At 67.9% G+C, this 21,158-nt stretch carries 24 protein-coding genes and 1 other RNA gene; 12 read left to right on the top strand and 13 right to left on the bottom strand.

Annotated elements, in window-relative coordinates; genetic code table 11:
- Nucleotides 1-48: 48 nt before the first annotated feature.
- Entirely contained in the window at nt 49-1,347 is a 1,299-nt protein-coding gene (locus tag E6N53_RS01540) for a HEAT repeat domain-containing protein (protein WP_142856355.1), read from the bottom strand.
- A 331-nt stretch (nt 1,348-1,678) separates the two neighbouring features.
- Here E6N53_RS01540 and dpsA point away from each other — a divergent pair, with 331 nt between their 5' ends.
- Complete coding sequence (gene dpsA, locus E6N53_RS01535; RefSeq protein ID WP_142856353.1) at nt 1,679-2,215, top strand: DNA starvation/stationary phase protection protein DpsA; 537 nt, start codon at nt 1,679-1,681, stop codon at nt 2,213-2,215.
- A 53-nt stretch (nt 2,216-2,268) separates the two neighbouring features.
- On the opposite strand, the gene E6N53_RS01530 is transcribed toward dpsA, so the two are convergent.
- The gene (locus tag E6N53_RS01530; protein WP_142856351.1) at nt 2,269-2,451 is read right to left on the bottom strand and encodes a hypothetical protein; all 183 of its coding nucleotides are present in this window, start codon (nt 2,449-2,451) and stop codon (nt 2,269-2,271) included.
- Nucleotides 2,452-2,544: 93 nt separating this feature from the next.
- On the opposite strand from E6N53_RS01530, the gene E6N53_RS01525 reads away from it, so the two are divergent.
- On the top strand, nt 2,545-3,633 hold the full coding sequence (locus E6N53_RS01525; protein ID WP_142856349.1) for an NADH:flavin oxidoreductase/NADH oxidase: 1,089 nt from the start codon (nt 2,545-2,547) through the stop codon (nt 3,631-3,633).
- A 48-nt stretch (nt 3,634-3,681) separates the two neighbouring features.
- Nucleotides 3,682-4,416 (top strand): DUF7547 family protein, encoded by a 735-nt coding sequence (locus tag E6N53_RS01520; RefSeq protein WP_142856347.1) that lies wholly within the window; start codon nt 3,682-3,684, stop codon nt 4,414-4,416.
- Nucleotides 4,417-4,422: 6 nt separating this feature from the next.
- Here E6N53_RS01520 and E6N53_RS01515 read toward each other — a convergent pair whose 3' ends face one another.
- The 6 genes from E6N53_RS01515 to E6N53_RS01490 form a co-directional block, all read right to left on the bottom strand.
- Nucleotides 4,423-4,659 (bottom strand): helix-turn-helix domain-containing protein, encoded by a 237-nt coding sequence (locus tag E6N53_RS01515; protein WP_142856344.1) that lies wholly within the window; start codon nt 4,657-4,659, stop codon nt 4,423-4,425.
- A 125-nt stretch (nt 4,660-4,784) separates the two neighbouring features.
- Nucleotides 4,785-5,528 (bottom strand): beta-ketoacyl-ACP reductase, encoded by a 744-nt coding sequence (locus E6N53_RS01510; RefSeq protein ID WP_136588701.1) that lies wholly within the window; start codon nt 5,526-5,528, stop codon nt 4,785-4,787.
- Between the two features lie 216 nt (nt 5,529-5,744).
- The gene (gene phaC / locus E6N53_RS01505; protein WP_142856342.1) at nt 5,745-7,136 is read right to left on the bottom strand and encodes a class III poly(R)-hydroxyalkanoic acid synthase subunit PhaC; all 1,392 of its coding nucleotides are present in this window, start codon (nt 7,134-7,136) and stop codon (nt 5,745-5,747) included.
- 1 nt (nt 7,137) lies between these two features.
- Complete coding sequence (locus tag E6N53_RS01500) at nt 7,138-7,692, bottom strand: poly(R)-hydroxyalkanoic acid synthase subunit (RefSeq protein ID WP_136588699.1); 555 nt, start codon at nt 7,690-7,692, stop codon at nt 7,138-7,140.
- 40 nt (nt 7,693-7,732) lie between these two features.
- On the bottom strand, nt 7,733-8,185 hold the full coding sequence (locus E6N53_RS01495; protein WP_142856340.1) for a hypothetical protein: 453 nt from the start codon (nt 8,183-8,185) through the stop codon (nt 7,733-7,735).
- Nucleotides 8,186-8,191: 6 nt separating this feature from the next.
- Complete coding sequence (locus E6N53_RS01490) at nt 8,192-8,500, bottom strand: AbrB/MazE/SpoVT family DNA-binding domain-containing protein (RefSeq protein ID WP_136588697.1); 309 nt, start codon at nt 8,498-8,500, stop codon at nt 8,192-8,194.
- Between the two features lie 156 nt (nt 8,501-8,656).
- Between E6N53_RS01490 and E6N53_RS01485 the strand changes: the two genes are divergently transcribed.
- Both E6N53_RS01485 and E6N53_RS01480 read left to right on the top strand, forming a co-directional pair.
- Complete coding sequence (locus E6N53_RS01485) at nt 8,657-9,295, top strand: MaoC family dehydratase (protein ID WP_142856338.1); 639 nt, start codon at nt 8,657-8,659, stop codon at nt 9,293-9,295.
- A 45-nt stretch (nt 9,296-9,340) separates the two neighbouring features.
- On the top strand, nt 9,341-9,928 hold the full coding sequence (locus E6N53_RS01480; RefSeq protein ID WP_321167794.1) for an HTH domain-containing protein: 588 nt from the start codon (nt 9,341-9,343) through the stop codon (nt 9,926-9,928).
- A gap of 162 nt (nt 9,929-10,090) precedes the next feature.
- Here the strand turns inward: E6N53_RS01480 and E6N53_RS01475 are convergent, their stop codons facing one another.
- Together E6N53_RS01475 and E6N53_RS01470 are read right to left on the bottom strand one after the other, a co-directional pair.
- Entirely contained in the window at nt 10,091-10,474 is a 384-nt protein-coding gene (locus tag E6N53_RS01475; RefSeq protein WP_142856334.1) for a Zn-ribbon domain-containing OB-fold protein, read from the bottom strand.
- Nucleotide 10,475: 1 nt separating this feature from the next.
- Nucleotides 10,476-11,627: a thiolase family protein gene (locus E6N53_RS01470; RefSeq protein WP_136588694.1), complete on the bottom strand. Its 1,152-nt coding sequence runs from the start codon at nt 11,625-11,627 to the stop codon at nt 10,476-10,478.
- 125 nt (nt 11,628-11,752) lie between these two features.
- Between E6N53_RS01470 and E6N53_RS01465 the strand changes: the two genes are divergently transcribed.
- Complete coding sequence (locus E6N53_RS01465; protein ID WP_136588693.1) at nt 11,753-12,160, top strand: DUF7548 family protein; 408 nt, start codon at nt 11,753-11,755, stop codon at nt 12,158-12,160.
- Between the two features lie 53 nt (nt 12,161-12,213).
- Nucleotides 12,214-12,524, top strand: an RNA gene (gene ffs, locus E6N53_RS01460) — signal recognition particle sRNA.
- A 138-nt stretch (nt 12,525-12,662) separates the two neighbouring features.
- Here the strand turns inward: ffs and E6N53_RS01455 are convergent.
- Genes E6N53_RS01455 through E6N53_RS01445 form a run of 3 tightly spaced genes read right to left on the bottom strand, consistent with a single transcriptional unit; the run spans nt 12,663 to nt 15,366 of the window.
- The gene (locus E6N53_RS01455; RefSeq protein WP_142856332.1) at nt 12,663-13,106 is read right to left on the bottom strand and encodes a hypothetical protein; all 444 of its coding nucleotides are present in this window, start codon (nt 13,104-13,106) and stop codon (nt 12,663-12,665) included.
- 49 nt (nt 13,107-13,155) lie between these two features.
- Nucleotides 13,156-14,907, bottom strand: a complete 1,752-nt coding sequence (locus tag E6N53_RS01450; RefSeq protein ID WP_142856330.1) for a PH domain-containing protein — start codon at nt 14,905-14,907, stop codon at nt 13,156-13,158.
- Nucleotides 14,908-15,366 carry a PH domain-containing protein gene (locus E6N53_RS01445; RefSeq protein ID WP_142856327.1) on the bottom strand — a complete coding sequence of 153 codons (459 nt, stop codon included), beginning with the start codon at nt 15,364-15,366 and terminating at the stop codon, nt 14,908-14,910.
- Nucleotides 15,367-15,607: 241 nt separating this feature from the next.
- Here E6N53_RS01445 and E6N53_RS01440 point away from each other — a divergent pair, with 241 nt between their 5' ends.
- From E6N53_RS01440 to E6N53_RS01420, 5 genes are all read left to right on the top strand, one after another.
- Nucleotides 15,608-16,084, top strand: a complete 477-nt coding sequence (locus E6N53_RS01440) for a YbaK/EbsC family protein (protein WP_142856325.1) — start codon at nt 15,608-15,610, stop codon at nt 16,082-16,084.
- A 48-nt stretch (nt 16,085-16,132) separates the two neighbouring features.
- Complete coding sequence (locus tag E6N53_RS01435) at nt 16,133-17,440, top strand: hypothetical protein (protein ID WP_142856323.1); 1,308 nt, start codon at nt 16,133-16,135, stop codon at nt 17,438-17,440.
- A 40-nt stretch (nt 17,441-17,480) separates the two neighbouring features.
- Complete coding sequence (locus tag E6N53_RS01430) at nt 17,481-17,792, top strand: DUF7967 family protein (RefSeq protein WP_236642291.1); 312 nt, start codon at nt 17,481-17,483, stop codon at nt 17,790-17,792.
- A gap of 70 nt (nt 17,793-17,862) precedes the next feature.
- Nucleotides 17,863-20,016: an acetate--CoA ligase family protein gene (locus tag E6N53_RS01425; RefSeq protein WP_142856321.1), complete on the top strand. Its 2,154-nt coding sequence runs from the start codon at nt 17,863-17,865 to the stop codon at nt 20,014-20,016.
- On the top strand, nt 20,013-21,155 hold the full coding sequence (locus tag E6N53_RS01420) for a phosphotransacetylase family protein (RefSeq protein WP_142856319.1): 1,143 nt from the start codon (nt 20,013-20,015) through the stop codon (nt 21,153-21,155). The genes E6N53_RS01425 and E6N53_RS01420 overlap by 4 nt, the downstream gene beginning before the upstream one ends.
- The last annotated feature ends 3 nt before the right edge of the window (nt 21,156-21,158 follow it).

Genomic DNA, 21,158 nt, shown 5'->3' with positions numbered 1-21,158 from the left:
TGGCCGCGTCTTCTGTTATGAACTCTTGGACGGGAAGAAGGAGCGCCGTTACGCCGTCGGGGCTTCGGCGTCCGTGTCGGAGGACGCGAGCGTCTCGGCGGCGCGTTCGGCCTCGTGCTGAACGACGAACGCCGTGTCGTCGGCGGCTCCGGCGGCGGCTTCGAGGGCGGTTTCGGTGCCGATCTGTCGGAGTGCCCACGCCGCAGCGGCGCGGACCTTGTCGTGTTCGTCGTCGGTCAGGGCGTCAGTCAGGGGCTTCACCGCACGGGTGTCCCCGACGAGCCCGAGCGCACGGGCCGCGTGCGGGCGAACGTTGTCGTTGTCCATGGCGAGTTTGTCCGCGAGCGCCTGGGTGGCCTCCTCGGAGCCAATCTCACCGAGGGCTTTGAACGTCACCTTCTGGAGGGCCGGGTCGGAGTCGGCGTCGACGTAGTCGACGAGCGTCTCCACCGCGTCCTCGGCGTCGGCACCCATCTTTCCGAGCGCCTTGATCGCGGGCTTGCCGCGCTTCTGCGCGCGAGCGTGCATCTCGTCGAACGCGCCCGGGTCGCCCATGCGTGTGATGGCTTCGAGGCAGTGCTCCTCCATGAAGCCGGAGTCGCCGAGTTTGTCGAGCGCGAGCAACACCATCTCGACGTTCCCCTGCTTCTCCCACTCCTTGACCGCGGACCACTCGGGCGGGAAGTCCTTGTAGTGGCCGAGGCAGTCGTAGAAGCCGAGCGCCTCCAACTGCTCGTTCACGAGCAGGTCGTCCCACTCCTGGGCCTCCTCGAGCCCGGTCGAGAGCGCGTCGGTCGCCTCCAGGAGCGCAGCGATCTCTTCGGCGTCGTCGTCGGCGTCGAAACCGGCCTCGGTGACTGCCTCGGCGACGGAATCGAGTGCGGCCACGAGCGAGTCGGTGTCGGCACCGTCGGCCGAGAACGAGCCGTCGAGCGTCTCCGCGGCGGCGTCGGTGAAGGTCGCGACGGCCTCCGCGACCTCACCTTCGCCCTGCTCGGTCCAGCGGGTGTCCTCGATGGTGCTCTTGGCCTCGTCTATCTCGGCCACCACGTCCTCGCCGTAGGGGCCGCGGGCCTCCTCGAGCGCGTCGCGGAGCGCGTCGACCTTCGACTCGAGGTCCGCGCGGGGGTCCTCGGCGTCGTCGTCGTCCTCGTCGGGCTCCGGCAGGTCCGCGCGTTCGAGGTCGCTCTCGATGTCGTCGATGGTGGCTTCGACCTCGTCGAGGTCGGCCTCCGTCTCGGCGGCGTCTAGCTCCTCTTCGACGGCGGTGAGGCGTTCCTCGAGGCTCTCTGCGGTGGGCTCCTCGTCCGACCCAGACGAATCGGCGGCGTCGTCCCCGTCACTCATACGTCGAAACTGCGGCCGTGGGCGAAAAGAGCGTTTCCCTTCGTCTCTCCGTCGGACGTCCGCCCGTCGGGGTCGAAACGGGGACGACAGTGGGAGGCGACCGCAGGCCTACCCCGTGGGAAACCATGACAGAACCCACGTCGTTTGCGGTCGCCGTGCTGGTCCAGTGAGACCAGCGGGGAGACTACGTGCTCGACACATATGTGTGTGACTCTCTCACAGGAGACGGCCCCCCACGATGTATCATAACGAGTGTTTTTCTTTTCTTTACAGAAAGTATTTTTGCTAAAACACAAGCATGAAGTGGCTTCTCTCCCTACGTCGTAGTGTAATGAGCACTCAGCAGTCCGTCCGACAGCGCGCCGGGAGCGTCGAAGGAAGCGACGCGCTCCGCATCGATGCCGACCGTGCAGAACAGCTCGTCGATGCCCTCAACACCGACCTCGCGGCGACGTACGTCCTCTACCACCAGCTGAAGAAACACCACTGGAACGTCGAGGGTGCGGAGTTCCGTGACATCCACGTCTTCCTCGGCGAGGCCGCCGAGGAGGCCGAGGAGTTCGCCGACGAACTCGCAGAGCGGGCCCAGGCGCTCGGCGGCGTTCCGCTCTCGGGGGGGAAGAACCACGAGGAACACGCACCAGTCGAACCCGAGGGTGACGACGTCTACGACATCCGGACGTCCCTCGAGAACGACGTGGAACTGTACGGGGACATCATCGAGACGCTCCGCGAGCACATCGAACTCGCCGAGAACCTCGGCGACCCCACGACCGCTCACATGCTCCGAGAGAACCTCATCGAGGTCGAAGAGGCGGCCCACCACGTCGAGCACTACCTCGAAGACGACTCGCTCGTCACCGAATAGACGACCTGGCGCGCGGACGCGACCGCGGTGACGCTGCGGTTCGGGCGATTCGCTTATACGATCTCGTCGAGCGCGACAGCGCCGTCGCTCGCCAACCACCCGTCCGTGTTCCCGGCTTCGGTGAGGACGAGGCGGTCCGGGGAGGTGTGGAGTGCCGACACGCGCGGCGTGTCCGCGTTCCGACTGGTCTCGTTCGCGCGGGTGTCAGGTGAGGCTTCCGCATCGGGTCCGCTCATACACCCGTCTGAGTGAGCGTCGGTCATAAGTTTTTGGCTCGCCTAAAACACGTCGAACACAACGTATAATTATCCAAGCACCAACACGGTGTAATGAGCCCATCGCTGTTCTCCCCGCTCTCCCTGCGCGAGACGACGATACCGAACCGAATCGGGGTCTCCCCGATGTGTCAGTACTCTGCAGTCGACGGGGTCGCGACCGACTGGCACCTCGTCCACCTCGGCAGTCGAGCCGTGGGCGGGGCCGGTCTCGTGATGACGGAAGCGACCGCCGTCGCCCCCGAGGGGCGCATCTCACCCGAGGACCTCGGCATCTGGACCGACGAGCAGGCGACCGCGCTCCGGCGTCTCGCCTCGTTCGTCCGCGACCAGGGCGCGGTGCCCGGCATCCAACTGGCACACGCCGGGCGGAAAGCGAGCACGCGCCGACCCTGGGAGGGCGGGGCTCCCATCGGCCCGGCCGACGGCGGCTGGGAGGTCGTCGCGCCCAGCGAGGTCCCGTGGCCCTACGAGGACCACGAGTCGCCGCCGGTCCACGCGCTCTCGACGGCCGACATCAGCGGCGTCGTCGACGACTTCGTCGCGGCCGCCGAGCGCGCACTCGACGCCGGGTTCCTCGTCGCCGAGGTCCACGCCGCTCACGGCTACCTCCTCCACGAGTTCCTCTCGCCCGTCACCAACCGACGGACCGACGAGTACGGCGGCGACTTCGCGGGACGCACGCGGCTGGTCAGGGAGGTCACCACGGCCGTCCGCGACGTGTGGCCCGACGACCGGCCGGTGTTCGTCCGGGTCTCCGCGACGGACTGGCTCCCCGACCGTGACTCGTGGACGGTAGACGACACGGTCCGCCTCGCCGGCGACCTCGCCGACTGTGGGGCGGACCTCGTCGACGTCAGCAGCGGCGGCATCCACCCCGAACAGGAACTCCCCGACGTCGGGCCCGGCTACCAGGTCCCGTACGCGGAACGGGTTCGGACGGCGGTCGACCTGCCCGTCGCGGCCGTCGGCGCGATTACGACAGCACAGCACGCGGACGCACTCGTCCGCAACGGCCGGGCCGACGTGGTGCTCCTGGGGCGTGAACACCTCCGCGACCCGTACTTCACACATCGTGCCGCGTCCGAACTCGGGCGCGACGCGGCGTGGCCGCCGCAGTACCAGCGCGCGGCGCGTCGCTAGGCCGAGGCGGGCGCGGACGTTTTTGTCCTCGCCGCCCCAACGTGGTGTATGAGCCACGACCCCGACCGCGACGACCTCGCGACCCTCCTCTCCGACCTCCGGACGACGCTCGACGACCTCGAACGGACGCTCGACACCGACGACGGGCGCGACCGGCGACCCGCTCGACGCGAGCCACCGCGCGGGAGCGACGTCGTCAGGTTCACCGAGGAGTACACCATCCCGACCGTCATCGCCATCCTCGAGACGACGATCCAGTCGCTCGAACTGCTGCGCGGCGTCCTCAGGTTGGCGGACCCCGAGCGGAGCCTCCGAGGGGAGGGGACAGGGAGTCTCGACGGGGTCGACCGGCGGGTCGTCGAGGGGACCGAGCGTGCGCTCGACGACCTGCGGCGGGCGCTCACCGGGACCGAGGAGCCGACGGACCCGGTCGCACGGGACGTGTTCAGGGAGGCGCGCGACCTCACCGGCGAAATCGAGTCGCGACTGGCCGCCGCGCGGGAGGCGGGGCGGGAGTCGCCGTCGCGGTCACGACGCTCGGGGGACGAGCGACGGAGCGTCGTCATCCCGGTCGACGACGAGACGGCCGACGGGCGGAACGAACCGGAGGCCGACGTGGACGACGCGGGTGCCGAACACGACGACGCGGCGGTCGACGTGGACGCGGAGCTCGAGTCGATTCGGGACGAAGTGCGAGCGGAGTCGGCGGGGGGCGACGAGGGCGACGACGAAAGCGACGAGGTGGGGAACCGCGAGAACGGGGACGGAGACGGGGCAGTCTGAGCCGCCCTAGGCGAGCCGGTAGGTCTCGCCCTCGCTGTCGACGAGTCCCTTCTTCGAGAGGCTCTTGAGGAGTGGGTACAGCGAGATCTTCTTCATATCCAGCGACGCCTGGAGTTCGTCGACGGTGCACGCCCCCGCGGCGCGAAGGTAGAGGTAGACCAGTTTCGACGAGGTCGAGTCGAGTTCGGTCGGGAGGTCGGGCGTCGTCTCGTCCGCACTGCGGGTGAGGAGTTGCTGGGTCATGTCTACTCAGTACGTTGACTCGATTCCACTTAAACTTACCTTGTACATGGACATATACTATGTATATCGTTAATACAGGATATTATGTCCTTGTATACGACTCACACAGGAGGCGGGCAGCTGCCTCAGAGGTCCATCGCGCCGTTGACGTCGATGACCTCGCCGGTGATGTAGGACGCTTCCTCGCTGGCGAGGAACTTGACGATGTGGGAGACGTCTTCCACTTCGGCGAACCGGCCCATCGGAATCTGTTCGAGAATCTGCTCTTGGATGTCCTCGCGGACCTCGTCGAGCATGTCCGTGCGCGTGAAGCCGGGGGCGACGGAGTTCGACGTCGACCCCGACGGGGCGAGTTCGAGCGCGATGGTCCGGGTGAAACCGAAGATGCCCGACTTCGCCGTCGCGTAGTTGGCCTGCCCGAAGTTGCCCTGTTTACCGACGATTGAGGAGATGTTGATGAGCCTCCCCTGGTCGGACTGCTTGATGTCGTCGAAGAACACCTTCGTCGCGTTGAACGTCCCGTTGAGGTTGACGTCGATGACGGTCTTCCACTCCTCGGGGCTCATGCGTGCGAACGACGTGTCCTTCGTGATGCCGGCGTTGTTGATGAGGATGTCCGCGGGGCCGAACGTCTCGTGGACCTCGTCGCACATCTGCCCGACGGCCTCGTAATCGGTGACGTCGGCCTGCGCCGCCATGGCGTCACCGCCGGCGTCGCGGATGGTCTCGACGACGTCCCGTGCCTCCGCCTCCGATGAGCGGTAGTTGACGACGACGTTCGCGCCCTCGCCGGCCATCTCCTCCGCGATACCGCGGCCAATCCCCCTCGATGCGCCCGTGATGACACAGGTTCTGTCTTCGAGTTTCATGTTCGAAGTGAGCGCCACGACGCCGACAGCCTGTCGACGCGGTGACGGTGACTCACAGTTGGTGACACTCGGAAGCAGCGTATAATAGTTCAGGTCTCGAAGCCGACACGAGAACCGGTCTCACTCGTTCCAAGCGGCGACCGCCCGCCGGAACGACGGCGATGGTGGCTGGTCAGCCCAGCGTCCGCTAGCCGTGGTCAGTCCGGAACGCGCGTGTCAGGACGTCAGTTCGGTCGCGTGGTCGACCCAGTCGGCGACCCGCGACGTCGAGACGTCGATGCTCGCGGCGAGTTCGTCGGGGTCGGCCGCGGCGAGTTCGGAGACGGTCCCGACACCCGCTTCGCGCAGTCGGTCGGCGTAGGCGGGACCGACGCCGCGGACCTGGTCGAGGTCCGTGTCGTCGAACGCCTCGTCGTCGACGTGAGCGGTGCCGTTCTCCGCGTCGACGGCCTCGTCGCTCTCGGAGTCGGGGTCGTCGAGTTCGATGTCGACGGCCTCGCTCTCGTCGTCGAGGCGCGACCGCTCGGCGAACCACGCGGCGGCGTTCGGCCAGAGGTTCGCGTGGGACTTGCTCGACACTGACAGGCCGATGTGGCCCGTCGACTCCTCCATCAGCGTGGTGTCGTCCGACGGGACGACGTCGTTGAACGGGCGGGACGCCTCCGGCGGGATGAGGTGGTCGTACTGTCCGACGATCTGGAGGACCGGCATCGTGAGTTCGCCGAGGTCGACGTGCTTGCCGTCGAGTTCCAGTTCGTTCTCGTACAGCTTGTTCTGCTGGTAGACGTCCTCGAGGAACTGGACGTACGTCGAGCCGGCGAGGTCGATGCCGTCCGAGAGCCACCGCTCCATCCGGGCGAAGTTCTGCACGAAGTCGTCGTTGTCGAGGTTGTCGTACAGCGTGGTGTACTTCGAGACGTAGTTGTTGACGGGGTCCATCAGGGCGAAGCCGACGTCGAGGAACTCCGCGGGGACGTTTCCGAACGCACCGGTGACGTCGCGCGGCGAGTAGTACTCGTCGTCGCCCCACTCTTCGAGGATGCCGCCGGTGCCAGCGAAACACAGCCCCGCGGCCATCAGGCCGAGGTTCCGGACCTTCTCGGGGTGCAGCGCGGCGTACATGACGCTCATCGTTCCGCCCATGCAGTAGCCGAGGAGGTTGATGGCGTCGAGCCCCGCCCGCTCGGCGACCTCGTCGACGCAGTTGTCGATGTAGCGGTTGACGTAGTCGTCGAGCGTCAGCGACTGGTCGAGCATGGAGGGTTCGCCCCAGTCGATGAGGTAGACGTCGAAGCCCGCTTCGAGGAGTCGCCGGACCACCGACCGATCCGGCTGGAGGTCGAGGATGTACGGCCGGTTGATGAGCGCGTAGACGATGAGGATGGGGACGTCGTGGGTCTCCTCGGGCTCGATACCGGCCGCCTCGGCGTCGTAGCGGAGCAGCTTGAGCTTGTTCTCCTCGTAGACGACCTCGCTCGGCGTCTCACCCACGTCGACCGAGGCCATCGTCTCGAGACCCTCGGGCGTGGCTTCGGCCGTCTCGACGGCCTCTGTCCACGAGTCGAGCATCTTCCGCTGTGCCTCGAACGGTGCGGTGAAGGGGTTCATCTTACTGTTGCTCCAGGAGCTGGTCGAGCTTCTGTTCGATGGCGTGCTGGCGGCGCTCGATTTCGACGAGGCGCTCGCCCACTTCGCGGACGTCGCCAGTCGTGGCGAAGCCCATGCCGTGGAGGGTGTCCTGTGCGGCGTCGTTCAGCTGTTCTTGGAAGTCGAGGACGTCCTCGACGTTCTGGCCCGTCGCGGCGGCGAACGCCGTCGTCGACATCGACTCCTTGAACGCCTTGTTGGCGGCGTTGAACCAGATGTCGCGGAACTCCTCGGGGTCGACGTCCTCACCCTCGAGCGCGTCGCCGACGCGCTCGTACGAGGACTCGGCCGCGTTCATCCACGCCTCGTAGGCCTGGACGGCACCGTCGGACGCGTCGTCGAGTCGCTCTTCGGACATCGCCTCCTCCATCGATTCCATCCACTGGTCGGCGAACGCCGCCTGAGCGTCCATGTTGCGTTTGAGTGCCTCGGAGTAGGTCTCCGAGAGCTGCTCGAAGAACGACTCCATCTGCGTTGCGTCGGTCATGTCTGTCATGTCGAATGTGTCGTTAGCCATGGTCTCAAATACGAAGAGCGGGTGGGAAAATCCGTCGGATTTACTGCTCGACGACGTCTGCGGCCTCGTCGGCGACGTCGGCGGCCTCGGCGTTGGCCTGCATGAGCGACTCGTACAGCTCGTCGACCATCTCGGCCTGCGCCTCGGTCAGTTCGTCGTAGGAGTCGACGACGTCCTCGGCGGAGCGCTCGAAGGCGTCCCAGGCGTCGTCGTGGGCCTCGTCGAGGGCGGCGTACTGCTCGTCGACGGCCGAGCGGAGGTCGGCGACGACGTCGGCGGGCAGCGCCTCCTCGACCGCGTCGAGGTTGGCGAGCGTCGCGCGCTTCGTCAGGTCGACGCCGCGCTTCTGCAGGGACTTCGTCGACTCGAAGCTCCCGAGGAACGCGTCGGACGCGACCTGCTGGAGTTTGAGCGAGCTCTCGAACGCGGAGTGGCTGGCTTCGATGTACGTGCGTTGCATGTCGAACATGGTGCTGAAGGGGTTAGCGGACATGGTGAATCACCGGTTTCGTTTGACGGGGATGACGATCGCCTGGACGATGTCTCCCTCCTCGATGTCGAGCGCCTCGCGCTCGGCGTCGGGGATGGAGATGCGGCCGCCGCTCTGGACGCGCGTCTTGAACATCGCGCTGCCCATACTCATCGCGTTCAGCTGTGAGAAGCCGTCCATGCCTCCCGAAGACGCCTGCATGAACTGCTTGAGCAGTTCCTGCTGGCTCTTGGTGGCCTGCTGGGACGCCTCCTGCATCTGCTTCGCGAACGCGGCGGGCGACCACATGGGCGTTGCATCGTCCGGGTCGTCTGTCATCTCGTCTTCTCGTAGCCCCCGTGAGTGGATAAAGTTTACTACTCTGACCACCTAATACCATTCAATGCCACCAGATGGTTTCGAGGGCGGAGGTACGAGTCGAGCCGAAGCGGACTTTCACAACTGTTATGAATGTTGTAGACGTTCACACGGAGCATGGAATATAGCGCGATGGACATGACTGCACCAGTCCGCGGAATGACCTCCGCGTGGCTCAAGTCGTCCAAGCACGTCTCGAAGAGCTTCGTCCGCATGTACTCCAACGTCGCCGAAGCCAATCGAGCCATGCTGGCGAGTCAGAACGGCGCCAGCGAGGTACGCGAGCCGGAGGTCGACTCCGTCGCGTACAGCCAGGAGTCGTGGTCGATGGAGCGCTCCGTCGACGCCGACGAGGAGCTCGGCGTCGGCGACGTCGTCAGCTTCACGAAACAGATCACCGAGGAGGACGTCCTCGCCTTCGCGGGCATCAGCGGGGACACCAACCGGCTCCACCTCGACGACGAGTTCGCCGAGGAGACGCGGTTCGGCCGGCGAATCGTCCACGGGACGCTCGCCTCGGGCCTCATCAGCTCCGCGCTCGCGCGACTCCCGGGGATGACCGTCTACCTCTCACAGGACCTCCGCTTCCTGAAGCCGGTCGACATCGGCTCGGAACTCACCGCGACCGTCGAGATCGTCGAGGACCTCGGCGACCGACGATACCGGCTGGACACGACCGTCGAGACGGCCGACGAGACGACGGTCATCGACGGTGAAGCGGTCGTGCTCATCGACCCCGCGCCCGAGTCGCAGTAACGGCGACTCCGCGGGGAACGCTCTTCTCCAGTCCGGCCGCGACGAATGCCGAGCCACGACACCCGCATCATCCGGGCGCTCGTCCACGCTCTCGCATCAACGGAGAATCAGGAAAACGCTTTCATAGATTGCTCGACATTCTCCTTGCAGGGGGACACCACGATGTGCGCCATACACAGCGAGACTGCGACACCGCGCGTCACGCTTTACGTCAGGGGAGATATGTTCGGAGCCAACGACCAGCAGAACGCGGTCGTGAGGCGACTCCGTGAACTGGAGGCGTCGGGCCGAATCGGCACGTACGACGTCTCGGTGTGGAACGGGCGCGTCCGGCTGACCGAGGACGAGGGCCACAAACCGCCAGCCGTCGCCGCGTACGAGGCGTTCGACGCGTGGGCCGACACGGTGGGAGTCGACATCGACCCGTTCTTCACCGTCCGCGAGCGCGAGTCGTTCGTCGACGGCGTCGCGCGCGAACTCGTCTTACCAGTGATGTGTCTCGAAGTGCGGACCGACGACGGGATCGCGACCGTCGCGCCGAACGTGAGAGAGAGTAATACGATTACGGTGCAGGACTGCCTCGACGAACTCGAGACCCTCGAGGCGTCGCCGCGCGCGGTGGCGGCCGAGTAGGGGTTCGCCGGCGAACCGCCGCCGTCTCGTTCTCTCGCACTGCCGTGCTCCGCTGTCTTCGCTCACCGCCCGAGGTCGTCGCCCGTCGTTCGCATCGAACGAGAGCGCTGACCCGTTCCGCGGCCCGCACGCCGTCTCACACCGGAGCCACACGTGGCGGCGTCAGACCGGTTCGAACCTGAACCCGTCCCACTCTTGGCTGTCGGGATGGCGGATACCGGCACCGGGTTCGCGGAGTTCCTCACAGTACACCGCGCGAACCTCGTCGCCGATGTCGACCTCGGCACCCTCGGTGACCTGTCCGACGGCCCGGACGGGTTCGCCGTCGACGTCGAACTCGACGATGGCGATGGTGTTCGGCTGGCGGACGCCCGGCGGCGTCGCCATCGACGTCGTCCACGTGATGACCGTCGCCGTGTACTCGCTCAGGTCGACCGTCCCCTCGGGCTCGCTCCCGTCGGGGCCGACCGGGTGGCCGGGGTAGGTGATGCTCCCGTCGGAGTAGCGGTACGCCTCCAGTTCGTGTGTGTGCTCAGAATCGGACATCTCACTGACCCTCCAGGATGGTGGTGATGACGCAGTTGCCGAAGCCGCCGACGTTGCACGCGAGCCCGACGTCCGCGTCCAGTTGTTGGGTATCGGCGTCACCGATGACCTGCTTGTATATCTCGTACACCTGTGCGACCCCCGACGCACCGAGCGGGTGACCCTTCGACTTCAGCCCGCCCGAGGGGTTGACCGGAATCTCGCCGTCCAACTCGGTCTTGCCCTCCTCGATGGCCTTCCAGCCCTCGCCCTTCTCGAAGAAGCCGAGGTCCTCCGACTGGAGGAACTCGAGGATAGTGAACATGTCGTGGAGTTCGGCCACGTCGATGTCGTCGGGGCCCATGTCGGCCATCTCGTAGGCGATTTCGGAGGACTCGACGACGCCGCGCATCGTCGTCGGGTCGGCCCGCTCGTGGACGACGTGGGTGTCCGTCGCGCCGCCGACGCCGGCGACGACGGCGTAGTCGTCGGTGTACTGCTCCGCCACGGACTCGGGGCAGAACAGGAGCGCTGCGGAGCCGTCGGTGATGGGACAGAAGTCGTACAGGCGGAGCGGGTCGGCGACTATGGGCGACTCCAGCACCGTCTCGAGGTCGACCTCCTTCTGGAACTGCGCGTGAGGGTTGTGGACGCCGTTCTTGTGGTTCTTGACGGCGACCTTTCCGAGCGACTCCCGTGGGGCGTCGTACTGGTCGAGGTACAGCCGCGCCGTCAGCCCGGCGAAAGAGGGGAGCGTCAGGCCGTGTTTGTACTCCGCACGGTGTGTGATGGACGCGATGACGTCGGTCGCCTCCGCGGTGGTGCAGTGGGTCATCTTCTCCCCGCCGACGAGCAGCGTCATCTCGCTCGCGCCCGACGCGATGGACTGGTACGCGGCGTAGACGCCCGCCCCGCCGGAGGAGGAGGTCTGGTCGATGCGCTGGGTGTACGACGGCATCGCGGCCAGGTCGTGCGCCAGGTAGTTCATCGAGCCCGTCTGCCCCTCGAACTCGCCGCTCGCCATGTTCGAGAGGTAGAGGTGGTCGATCTCGTCGGCGGAGACGCCCGCGTCGTCGAGACAGGCCTGCCCCGCCTCGGCGAGTAGCTCCTGGAGCCAGGCGTCCCGTTGCCCGAACTGGGTCATCGATGCGCCGATGATTGCAACGCGTTCCATACAGGACGAGGCGCACCGTCCCGCTTACTTCTTTCCACTTTCTGCCTGCGCGAGACGACCGCCGCCGCCGTGAGCGCGAGCGCCGTTTCAGACCTGTTAAGACCACGGCGGACAGGGGTTGGAACATGGACGTCGAAGACGTCGCGCCCCTCGTCGGCAGTGTCGCCTGTGGCGCCGTCGTCGCTGCGCTCGTCGCACCGTTCGTGCTCGTCTCGAACCCGGGGACCGAACTCGGGCTCTACTACGCGTCTGGTCCGGCCGGCGGGACCGTGCTCGGGTTCCTCGCACCGATCGCCGTCGTCGTCTTCCTCGCGGGCCGACGCGGGCGGACCGACCCGGTGACCGCGGCCGGTCTCACGCTCGTTCTCGGCCTGGGGATGCTCGGGCTGGCCGCCTCGTGGGCGTTCGCCGTCGACCCCGAACTCGTGTTCAACTTCTCCGCCGCCTGGATGGGCTACCACCGCTGGGTCGTCGTCGGCCTCACCGCCTTCGTCCCGCTGAGCGCGGGTGCGTACGCCCGTGCCGTCCTCTGATTTGGGTCTGCAATCCAAGCCGAAAGGCCCTTATGTGGCACCGGGATAGGATGGGATGGACTAGGTCGGGCAGTTAGGCCCTGCTCGTCACCCGTGAAATAGGTCTTTAGCGGGGACCGAACCCGGGGGCGTCCGGTCAGACCGACACGGGCCCCGGGAGCCGACTGAGAAGCCTCGTCCGTCGGGGGCAGCGGCCCACGGGCCCCATCCGCAGGGGTGGTCGTCCGTGGTTCGTCGGTGGAATCGGGTCAGGCACGGAAGTGAGCAGCCCACCACTGGACGTGCGCCGCTCGACGGGGTGCGGGGTGGAGGAGGCAACCGGGACTACCCGTGCCGGAACGCCGGGCAATCCCACTGTCCACACTCATACTTCATCGTCGGTCTCGACCCGGAGAGCAACGGTGTCCTCGTCTCGTCGGTGACCACGCTAGACAGGCTAATGCGTGCGCGACCTCACACGCCATGGCCGACTGGGACGGACCCCCGACTTCGAGTGCCGCAATTAGGTAGTGTCGAGCAACCGCTGGACGTAGCCCGCCGCGTCCGGGTCCTGACCGTACTCCTCGACCAGCGACGTGCGGGCCTCGGCGGAGAGGTGCCGACGCAGGAGCGCTCGGAACGCCTCGTCGTCGCGGAGCCGTCTGAGAACCCGCGTCTCGTCCTCCCGGAGGGCGTCCTCGACGACGGTGTCGAGGTCCGCGACGGTCACGCCCGAGGAGTGCGGAAACGACGACGGTCGTCGCTCCGTGTAGACGAGCACGAGTTCCTGGCTCCCGCCGCGACCGACGTCGACCCGGTGTGGCGCGTACGCCTGGATGGGGTCGACCTCCGGGGGTGAGACGCCGTCGAGGACCTGAAAGGCCGCCATCCCGGTCCACGCGAGCGACGCGCGCGTCTCCGTGTCGAGGTCGCCCCAGTCGACGGTGGTCGTCTCGTAAACGCGCACGGGAGTATCTCGGCCCCCGACAGTATAGCTTTGCTCCCGACGGGGCGCGTCAGGTGTGGTCGCGGTTCGGCCCTTCCGTGTCCGGGCCCGGCGTCGGTTCCGCGTCGTCCCCGTCGCCGCCGGTCACGCCGGCATCGTCCTCTCCCTTGCCTTCGTCCCCGCTCTCAGGTCCCTGCTCGCTGTCGGACGACCCGCCGTCGAGCGATTCCCCCCAGACGAACCCCGCCGACGTGTCGTCCGATTCCTGTCCATCCGACGAGTCGCGTTCCGTCGCCCCCGTAGCGGTGCCGCCGAGCGCGTCCGCGCGGGCGCGGCGCGACTGTCGCGTCCGCCGCCGTTCGGCGAGCGCCTCGCGCAGTCGCTCGTCGAGTTCGGCACGGAGGTCGTCGGCGACGGCGTCGTCGACGTCGACGGCAGCGGCGTCACCGCCCGTGATGGAGAGCGACCCCGCCGTGTCGACCGTCACCGTCGCGAGGTTCCACCGCCGCTGGAAGACCGTGCGGGTGTCGATGACGGTCTGAATCCTGTCGTACGGGACGACCTTCGTCTGTCGCTTCAACACGCCGTTGCGCGTGACGACGTGGTGTTCGCCGAGCCAGTACCCCCGGTGGGTCCACTTGAGGTGGGCTGCCGGCGGGATGACGAGGACGAACACCAGCGGGAGGTACCACGGGAACGGGAGCGGACCGAGCCCGGCCACACCGGCCAGGGCAGCGTCGACGCCGAACAGGACGGCGACGAGCGTGCCGACCACGAGGAGGTAGCGGACGACGTAGCGACGACGGACCCGCTTCGGCGGTCGCGTGAGTTCGGGGTCGCCGAAGGCGTCGATGGCGTTCGCGAGTTCGAAGACGCGGTCGCGCTCGGCCAGCGGGATGGCGGCCTCCGACCCGCGACCCCCACCCGACGACTGTCCCGGTGCGTAGCCCGCGGTCTCGATGAGGAGCGTCGCGTACCCGAACGCGCGCTTCAGCGGCGTGTCCTCGACGGTGAGCGTCTGGAGCTTGTCGAACGGGATCGAGCCGTCGTACCGCTGGAGCAACCCGCGTTCGTACTGGAGTTCGTCGCCCGCGCGCACGAGGTGGAAATCGTAGTAGTTGACGACGGCCGCGACGGCACCGGCGATCCACGAGAAGAGAAAGACGCCGACGACGAGCAGGAGGACGAACGCGGCGACCGGGAGCGCACCGCGACTCGGGAGCACGGAGCTGACGACCGGCACCGACCCCGACAGCACCAGCGCGAGCACACCGGGCACCCGGAAGTCGAACGAGAGGAGGCCGACGAGCGCGAGTTCGCGGTCCGAGAGCGCGAACAGCTCCGTCGCCGGCTCCGGCTCCTCGGGTTCCTCGCCGGCCGTGCTGCGCTTCAGCCGCGGAACCTCGCGCTGGAGGCGTTTCGCCTCCTCGAACGAGACGAACCGAAGCGACGCTTCGGTCTCGCTGCCGCCGGCGGTCTCGAAGTCGACCGCGGCGAGGCCGAGGACGCGCTGGACGACGTTACGCGAGATGTCGACGTTCTGGATACGGCGAAGCGGAATCTCTCGGTCGCGCCGGGCGAACACGCCCGAGTGGATGTCGAACGTGTCGGCCGTGAGTTCGTACTCGTACCGCTGGTAGTACGCGACCTCGTAGCCGACCAGGAGGAGGACGCCGACGCCGAGCAGGGCGAACAGCGTCAGCGGGCCCGCCAACCCGTCGAGCATCGATCCGCCCGAGAAGACGATGAACGCCGCGGCGACGAGGAGGCTCCCGCCGCGTTCGAGCACGCGATACGGGACCGAGAGCGGGGAGAGCTTCATCTATACGGCGTCGTCGCCCTCCGCGCGGATGGCGAGGCGTTTCAGTCGTTCGCGCAGGTCGTCGGCGGCCACCGGCGTGAGTCCCGGGACGGAGACGTCCGCGCCGCGCGACCCCGCGGTGTAGACGACGACACGCCCCAGGCCGACGGCGCGCTCGACGGGGCTGCGCGAGGAGTCGACGTGCTGGATGCGGACGAACGGGACGACCGTCCGGACGCGCGTGAGGACGCCGCGTTCGAGGTAGATGGAGTCGTCGCGGATCTCGTAACGCCACGAGCGGTACCGGAGCACGGCGTGGACGACCCCGAAGAGGAGCACGACACCGGCGAGCGCGACGACGTCGGTGGGTACGAACGGGACGATTCGAGCGGCGACGCCGAGGACGACGCCGAGAACCGTCGCGCTCACGACGGCGCGGGCGACCCAGACGAGTCGGACGCGCGGGTGGAGGCGGTTCATCGATGGCGCGGTCGAGAGGGCGTTCGCTGGCGGACCGGTCTCATGGCTTCATCTCCGAGACGGGGGGCTAAGAAGGTGCGGTCTCGCGGTTCCGCGTCGACCACGGTGGACACACGGGTCCGCCCCGTTGGCGCGCCGCGTGGCGACGGCCGTCTCGACCGGCGTCGGGTCACACAGCTACCCACGGGGTGAGACCGTCCAGTCGACAGGAGTTTTGTCCCCCCTCTACCATCTCGAGACTATGCACCCACGCGCGACGGAGTTCACGGCACAGGCGAGAGAGCGATACGGCGTCGACCTCGCGGTCGAGGAGTTCCCCGAGGGGACGAAGACCGCCGCCGACGCCGCCGACGCCGTCGGCTGTGACGTGGCGCAGATAGCCAGCAGCCTCGCGTTCGCTACGGACGGGGAGCTCGTCGTCGTCGTCACCAGCGGAGCGAACCGGGTGAGCGAGGCCCGCCTCGCCGACCACCTCGGGGTCGGCGCGGACGAGGTGACGATGGCCGACCCGGGCCGAATCGCCGACACGCTCGGGTGGTCTATCGGCGGCGTCCCGCCCTTCTGTCATGCGACGGCCGTCCCAGTCCTGTTCGACGAGACCCTCCTCACTCACGAGACGGTGTGGGCTGCGGCGGGCACGCCCGAGGCCGTCTTCCCGATGGCCCCCGACGAGATTCGAGCGCTCGCCGACGCGCGGGTCGTCGAGGTGACCGACTGACCGGCGACGACCAGAACACACATTTCCTCGCTTCTACAAGCGCCTGTCGTGTCCCACCGCTCGCCTCTCCCCTCCAGGCGCGGCTTTCTCGCACTGACGACGGCGGCGCTCGCCGGCCTGAGCGGCTGTGCGTCCGTTCCCAATGGCCCACTCCCACCCGTCGTGGTCCGGGCACGAACCCGCACGATTCCCGTCCCGCCTGTCGAGCCGACCGTGCCCGTGCTGGAGAGCCACGTCGACGCCTACCGGGCGCGACTCGCCGAGGCCGTGCCGGCGGCCGAGAAGCGATGGGAAGACATCGACCCCGACAGTTTGCCGGACTTCCCCGCGTACACCCGCGACGACGTCGAGGAGGCCCGCGCCTTTCTCGACGACCTCGATTCGAGACCGCGGACCTCCGACACCGTCGAGGAGGCGCTGTGGCGCGTCGACGACGCCGTCGGCGCACTCGCGTACGCCGTGGCGCTCGAGGGGTCGTTCGACGTCGACGCGCTCTATCGCGAGGCGGACGAGACGCTCGCGGCGTTCGAGTCACTCACCGTCGACCACGCCTGCGCCGACCCGGGGCGGTATCTCCCCTACGCCCGCCGCATCGACCACCAGCGGTGGTGGGGCCAGCGCGACGCCGACGCCGTCGTCCCCGGTGGCGAGGTGCGGTCGGGGGCGGACCGCTCGACGCCCGAGGGCAAAGCCTCGCTCGCCGGCCAGCACGCGACGGCCCAGGCGCGACTCCTCGACGTCCGGCAGTACCGGGCGGTCGCCCGCAAACAGCCGCTCGGAGACGGCTCGCCGGACGGAGAGCGCAGACCCTTCGGCGAGCAGCTCACCCGTAACGTCGAGACACTCGTCTCCGACCTCGACCCGCTCGTCGAGCGCTTCGAGACGTTCGAGGAGGAACACGAGGAGTACCCGGCCGCCTTCGCCGACGGCATCTGGACCCGCGGAATGCGCGGACGCAACGGGGTGAACGAGGGAGCGTATCGGACGACGGAGTTCCCGGCGTTCGGCGCGGCGAAAGTCGCCGAAGGCTTCGTCCATATCCACGCGTTCGTCGACGCGCTGGAGACGCTCGACCCCGAGTCCCCACCCGACGCCGACAGCGTGTTCGAAGAGAAGCGCACAGCACGGGAGGCGCTCCGGGAACGACTCGACTCGAATCCATCACCGCTCGTCCGCGACCATCTCCGGCACGCACGCGAAGCGGTCGAGAACGGTGACCTCACCCTGCGGTACTTCGACCGACACGACGACGTCGACCCAGCCCGCGCGTACACGGAGGCGTGGGTCGACTACCACGCGGCCCGGGTCGCAGCCTCCCGCGCGGGCGAGGTCGAGTCGGTTCTCACACAGTGGTAGCCACGCCGGAACTTTTGCGCGTCGCGGGGGAACGGAGTGTATGGACACAGGGATGACCCCCGAGTCAGAGGCGACAGACCCTGCCGAGCCCGTTCGCGTGTGGCTCGTCGAGCGGACGTACTCGGACGACGAACAGAACATCATCATCCTCGTGTACGCGACGCCCGACGGGACGCGGTACTACCGTAAAGAACGGGCGCTGGTGAGTTTCTCCGACCACCGCGACACCACGGCCGCCGTCGAGGTGTCGCCCGGCACACTGGGTCGCGTCGAGGACCGGGAGACGCGCGAGCGCTACGCCGCCGAAGCACAGCGCGTCCGCGCGGCGAACGACCCCGACGACCTCGTGTGACCTGCGGACGGCTCTCACGGCGCGAGAAGACTCGGCGGTTTTAATTCCGTCGCGAGTGAACGGCCAGAGGATGGGAGAGCTAGCTGCACTGTTTGCCCCAGAGCGTGTCGCCGTGGTCGGCGCCACAGACCGCGAGGGGTCGGTCGGCCGCGCCATCACGGAGAACCTCCTCGCCGATTTCGAAGGCACGGTGGTTCCCGTGAACCCGAAGCGCGAGGAGGTGCTCGGCCGCCCCTGCGTCTCGTCGCTCGCGGAGGCCGACGCCGACCTCGCCGTGGTCGTCGTCCCGCCCTCTGTCGCCGTCGAGGTCGTCCGCGAGGCGGGCGAGAACGGCATCGACAACGTCGTCGTCATCACCGCCGGCTTCGGTGAGACCGGCAGCGACGGGGCAGCGCGCGAAGAAGAGTTGCGCGCCGTCGCCGAGGAGTACGAACTGAACCTCGTCGGGCCGAACTCCCTCGGCGTCCTCTCGACGCGGCGAGGGATGAACGCGACGTTCGGCCCGGACAACGCCCTCGCGGGGAACATGTCGTTCATGTCTCAGTCGGGGGCGTTCATCACGGCGGTCCTCGACTGGGCCAACGACCAGGGAATCGGCTTCAAAGACGTCGTCTCACTGGGGAACAAGGCCGTCCTCGACGAGGCCGACTTCGTGAACGAGTGGGGTGACGACCCCGAGACCGACGTCATCATCGGCTACCTCGAAGGCATCGAGGAGGGGCGGCAGTTCATCGACACCGCCCGCGAGGTGACGAAGGACACGCCGGTCGTCCTCGTCAAGTCCGGGCGGACCGACGCGGGCGCACAGGCCGCCTCCTCACACACCGGGACGCTCGCCGGCAGCGAGCAGGCGTACGAGACCGGCCTCGACCAGGCGGGCGTCATCCGCGCCGACTCGGTCCAGGAACTGTTCGACGCCGCGCGCGTCCTCGAGTCACAGCCACTCCCCGATAACGACAACGTGGCCATCATCACGAACGCCGGCGGCCCCGGCGTCATGTCGACCGACGCCGTCGGCGACTCCCGACTCGGGATGGCGTCCTTCTCCGAGGAGACGCTCGACGCCTTCTCGAAGAGCCTCCCCGAGGAGGGGAACATCTACAACCCCGTCGACATCGTCGGCGACGCGGACAACGAGCGGTTCGCGGAGGCGCTCGACGTCGCCCTCGCCGACGAGAACGTCGGCTGCGCGCTCGTCCTCTCGTGTCCCACCGCCGTCCTCGACTACGAGCAGCTCGCCCGCGACACGGTGACACTCCAGAAAGAACACGACAAGCCCGTCGCCGCCTGCTTCATGGGCGGTGCGCGGGTCGACGAGGCCGCCGGCGTCCTGGGCGAGGCCGGCATCCCGAACTACTTCGACCCCGCCCGCGCCATCGAGGGTCTCGACGCGCTCGTCCGGTTCAAGGAGCTCTCCACGCGGGAGTACGACACCCCGACGACGTTCGACGTCGACCGCGAGGCCGCCCGCGAGATTCTCGGCCGCGCCGCCGAGCGCGACGAGCCCAGGCTGGGTGTCGAGGCGATGGACCTCCTCGACGCCTACGGGATTCCGACACCGGAGGGCGGCATCGCGACGGACCCGACCGAGGCGCTCGACCTCGCACAGCCCATCGAGGGCGACGTCGTGATGAAGATCGTCTCACCCGACATCCTCCACAAGTCCGACATCGGCGGCGTCCGCGTCGGCGTCCCGAACGAGGAGGTGTACGACGCCTACGAGGACCTCATCACGCGGGCGCGGAACTACCAGCCCGACGCCGAGATACTCGGCGTCCAGGTCCAGGAGATGGTCGACCTCGATTCCGGCGTGGAGACCATCGTGGGCATGAACCGCGACCCGCAGTTCGGCCCGCTCATGATGTTCGGCCTCGGCGGCATCTTCGTCGAGGTACTGGAGGACACGACGTTCCGCGTCGCACCCGTCACCGAGACCGAAGCGGCCGAGATGACCGGCGAAATCGACGCGGCACCGCTCCTCAGGGGTGCACGCGGGCGCGACCCCGTCGACGTCGACACCGTCGCCGAGACGATACAGCGCCTCTCACAACTCGTGACCGACTTCCCCGCCATCCTCGAACTCGACATCAACCCGCTCGTGGCGATGCCCGACGGCGCACAGGCCGTGGACGTTCGGCTCACCGTCGACCTCGACGAACTGGAGCGGCCCGCCGAACCGACCGAATCGGAGACCGACAAGCCCCTCACGGAGCCAGACCAATGACTGAACCCCAGACCCAGACACTACTCGTCACCTCGACCGGAGAGAGCACAGGCAAGACGGCCATCACCCTCGCGCTCGGCCTCCTGGCGAAAGAGCGTGGCCGCGACGTCGGCTACATGAAGCCGAAAGGGACGCGCCTGCAGTCGAACGTCGGCAAGACGCTCGACCGCGACCCGATGCTCGCGCGCGACCTGCTCGACCTCGACTCGGAGATGCACCAGATGGAGCCCATCGTCTACTCGCCGACGTTCGTCCAGGGCGCTATCCGCGGCCACGAAGAGCCCGGCGCGCTCGCCGACAACGTCCGCGAACAGTTCGACGCGCTCGCCGAGGGGCGAGACCTTATGCTCGTCGAGGGTGGCGGCCACCACACCACCGGGGGCATCGTCGACCTCACCGACCCGCAGGTCGCCGACCTCCTCGACGCACGAGTGCTTCTCGTCGCCGACTACGCGGACCCGGGCGATCTCGACGACGTCCTCGCGGCCACGTCCGACATCGGTGACCGGCTGGCTGGCGTCCTGTTCAACCGCGTCTCCGACTCCGCGTACGACGAACTCGAGAACGACGTCGTCCCGTTCCTCGAATCGCGCGGCGTCCCGGTCGTCGGCCTCGTCCCGCGCGTGCAGGAACTGGCCGGCGTCACCGTCGCCGACCTCGCCTCCGAACTCGGGGCCGAGATCGTCAACGACGCGCCGACCGGCGCGTTCGTCGAGCGCTTCCTCGTCGGGGCGATGGGCGGCGACGAGGCGCTGCGGTACTTCCGGCGGACGAAGGACGCCGCGGTCATCACCGGCGGTGACCGCGCGGAAATACACACGGCCGCGCTGGAGGCACCGGGCGTGAAGTGTCTGCTCCTCACCGGGGCGCACCGCCCGCCGGGTGCGGTCATCGGCAAGGCCGAACAGAAGGGCGTCCCCGTCCTCATGGTCAGCGGCGACACCCTCTCGGTCGTCGAACGGTGTGAAGACGTCGTCCACAGCGGACGGACCCGCGACACGGAGACGGTCGAACAGATGCGCACCCTCCTGTTCGAACACACCGACGTCGATTCGCTCGTCGGCGCAGCGACTGCGGACGCGAACGCGAACGACGGCAGCGACGCCGACGCCGAGGACGAAGACGCGGACGAGGCGTAGGTC

Origin of the sequence: Salinigranum halophilum (assembly GCF_007004735.1) — an archaeon.
In the GTDB taxonomy this organism is placed as follows: domain Archaea; phylum Halobacteriota; class Halobacteria; order Halobacteriales; family Haloferacaceae; genus Salinigranum; species Salinigranum halophilum.
Note: the sequence above shows the minus strand (reverse complement) of the source record. Positions and strands in the feature narration are given on the sequence as shown.

What these genes read in the sequence shown, in the direction of transcription:
- E6N53_RS01540 (WP_142856355.1), bottom strand. Translation starts at nt 1,347, where the DNA reads ATGAGTGACGGGGACGACGCCGCCGATTCGTCTGGGTCGGACGAGGAG.
- dpsA (WP_142856353.1), top strand. Translation starts at nt 1,679, where the DNA reads ATGAGCACTCAGCAGTCCGTCCGACAGCGCGCCGGGAGCGTCGAAGGA.
- E6N53_RS01530 (WP_142856351.1), bottom strand. Translation starts at nt 2,451, where the DNA reads ATGAGCGGACCCGATGCGGAAGCCTCACCTGACACCCGCGCGAACGAG.
- E6N53_RS01525 (WP_142856349.1), top strand. Translation starts at nt 2,545, where the DNA reads ATGAGCCCATCGCTGTTCTCCCCGCTCTCCCTGCGCGAGACGACGATA.
- E6N53_RS01520 (WP_142856347.1), top strand. Translation starts at nt 3,682, where the DNA reads ATGAGCCACGACCCCGACCGCGACGACCTCGCGACCCTCCTCTCCGAC.
- E6N53_RS01515 (WP_142856344.1), bottom strand. Translation starts at nt 4,659, where the DNA reads ATGACCCAGCAACTCCTCACCCGCAGTGCGGACGAGACGACGCCCGAC.
- E6N53_RS01510 (WP_136588701.1), bottom strand. Translation starts at nt 5,528, where the DNA reads ATGAAACTCGAAGACAGAACCTGTGTCATCACGGGCGCATCGAGGGGG.
- phaC (WP_142856342.1), bottom strand. Translation starts at nt 7,136, where the DNA reads ATGAACCCCTTCACCGCACCGTTCGAGGCACAGCGGAAGATGCTCGAC.
- E6N53_RS01500 (WP_136588699.1), bottom strand. Translation starts at nt 7,692, where the DNA reads ATGGCTAACGACACATTCGACATGACAGACATGACCGACGCAACGCAG.
- E6N53_RS01495 (WP_142856340.1), bottom strand. Translation starts at nt 8,185, where the DNA reads ATGTCCGCTAACCCCTTCAGCACCATGTTCGACATGCAACGCACGTAC.
- E6N53_RS01490 (WP_136588697.1), bottom strand. Translation starts at nt 8,500, where the DNA reads ATGACAGACGACCCGGACGATGCAACGCCCATGTGGTCGCCCGCCGCG.
- E6N53_RS01485 (WP_142856338.1), top strand. Translation starts at nt 8,657, where the DNA reads ATGGAATATAGCGCGATGGACATGACTGCACCAGTCCGCGGAATGACC.
- E6N53_RS01480 (WP_321167794.1), top strand. Translation starts at nt 9,341, where the DNA reads ATGCCGAGCCACGACACCCGCATCATCCGGGCGCTCGTCCACGCTCTC.
- E6N53_RS01475 (WP_142856334.1), bottom strand. Translation starts at nt 10,474, where the DNA reads ATGTCCGATTCTGAGCACACACACGAACTGGAGGCGTACCGCTACTCC.
- E6N53_RS01470 (WP_136588694.1), bottom strand. Translation starts at nt 11,627, where the DNA reads ATGGAACGCGTTGCAATCATCGGCGCATCGATGACCCAGTTCGGGCAA.
- E6N53_RS01465 (WP_136588693.1), top strand. Translation starts at nt 11,753, where the DNA reads ATGGACGTCGAAGACGTCGCGCCCCTCGTCGGCAGTGTCGCCTGTGGC.
- E6N53_RS01450 (WP_142856330.1), bottom strand. Translation starts at nt 14,907, where the DNA reads ATGAAGCTCTCCCCGCTCTCGGTCCCGTATCGCGTGCTCGAACGCGGC.
- E6N53_RS01445 (WP_142856327.1), bottom strand. Translation starts at nt 15,366, where the DNA reads ATGAACCGCCTCCACCCGCGCGTCCGACTCGTCTGGGTCGCCCGCGCC.
- E6N53_RS01440 (WP_142856325.1), top strand. Translation starts at nt 15,608, where the DNA reads ATGCACCCACGCGCGACGGAGTTCACGGCACAGGCGAGAGAGCGATAC.
- E6N53_RS01430 (WP_236642291.1), top strand. Translation starts at nt 17,481, where the DNA reads ATGGACACAGGGATGACCCCCGAGTCAGAGGCGACAGACCCTGCCGAG.
- E6N53_RS01425 (WP_142856321.1), top strand. Translation starts at nt 17,863, where the DNA reads ATGGGAGAGCTAGCTGCACTGTTTGCCCCAGAGCGTGTCGCCGTGGTC.
- E6N53_RS01420 (WP_142856319.1), top strand. Translation starts at nt 20,013, where the DNA reads ATGACTGAACCCCAGACCCAGACACTACTCGTCACCTCGACCGGAGAG.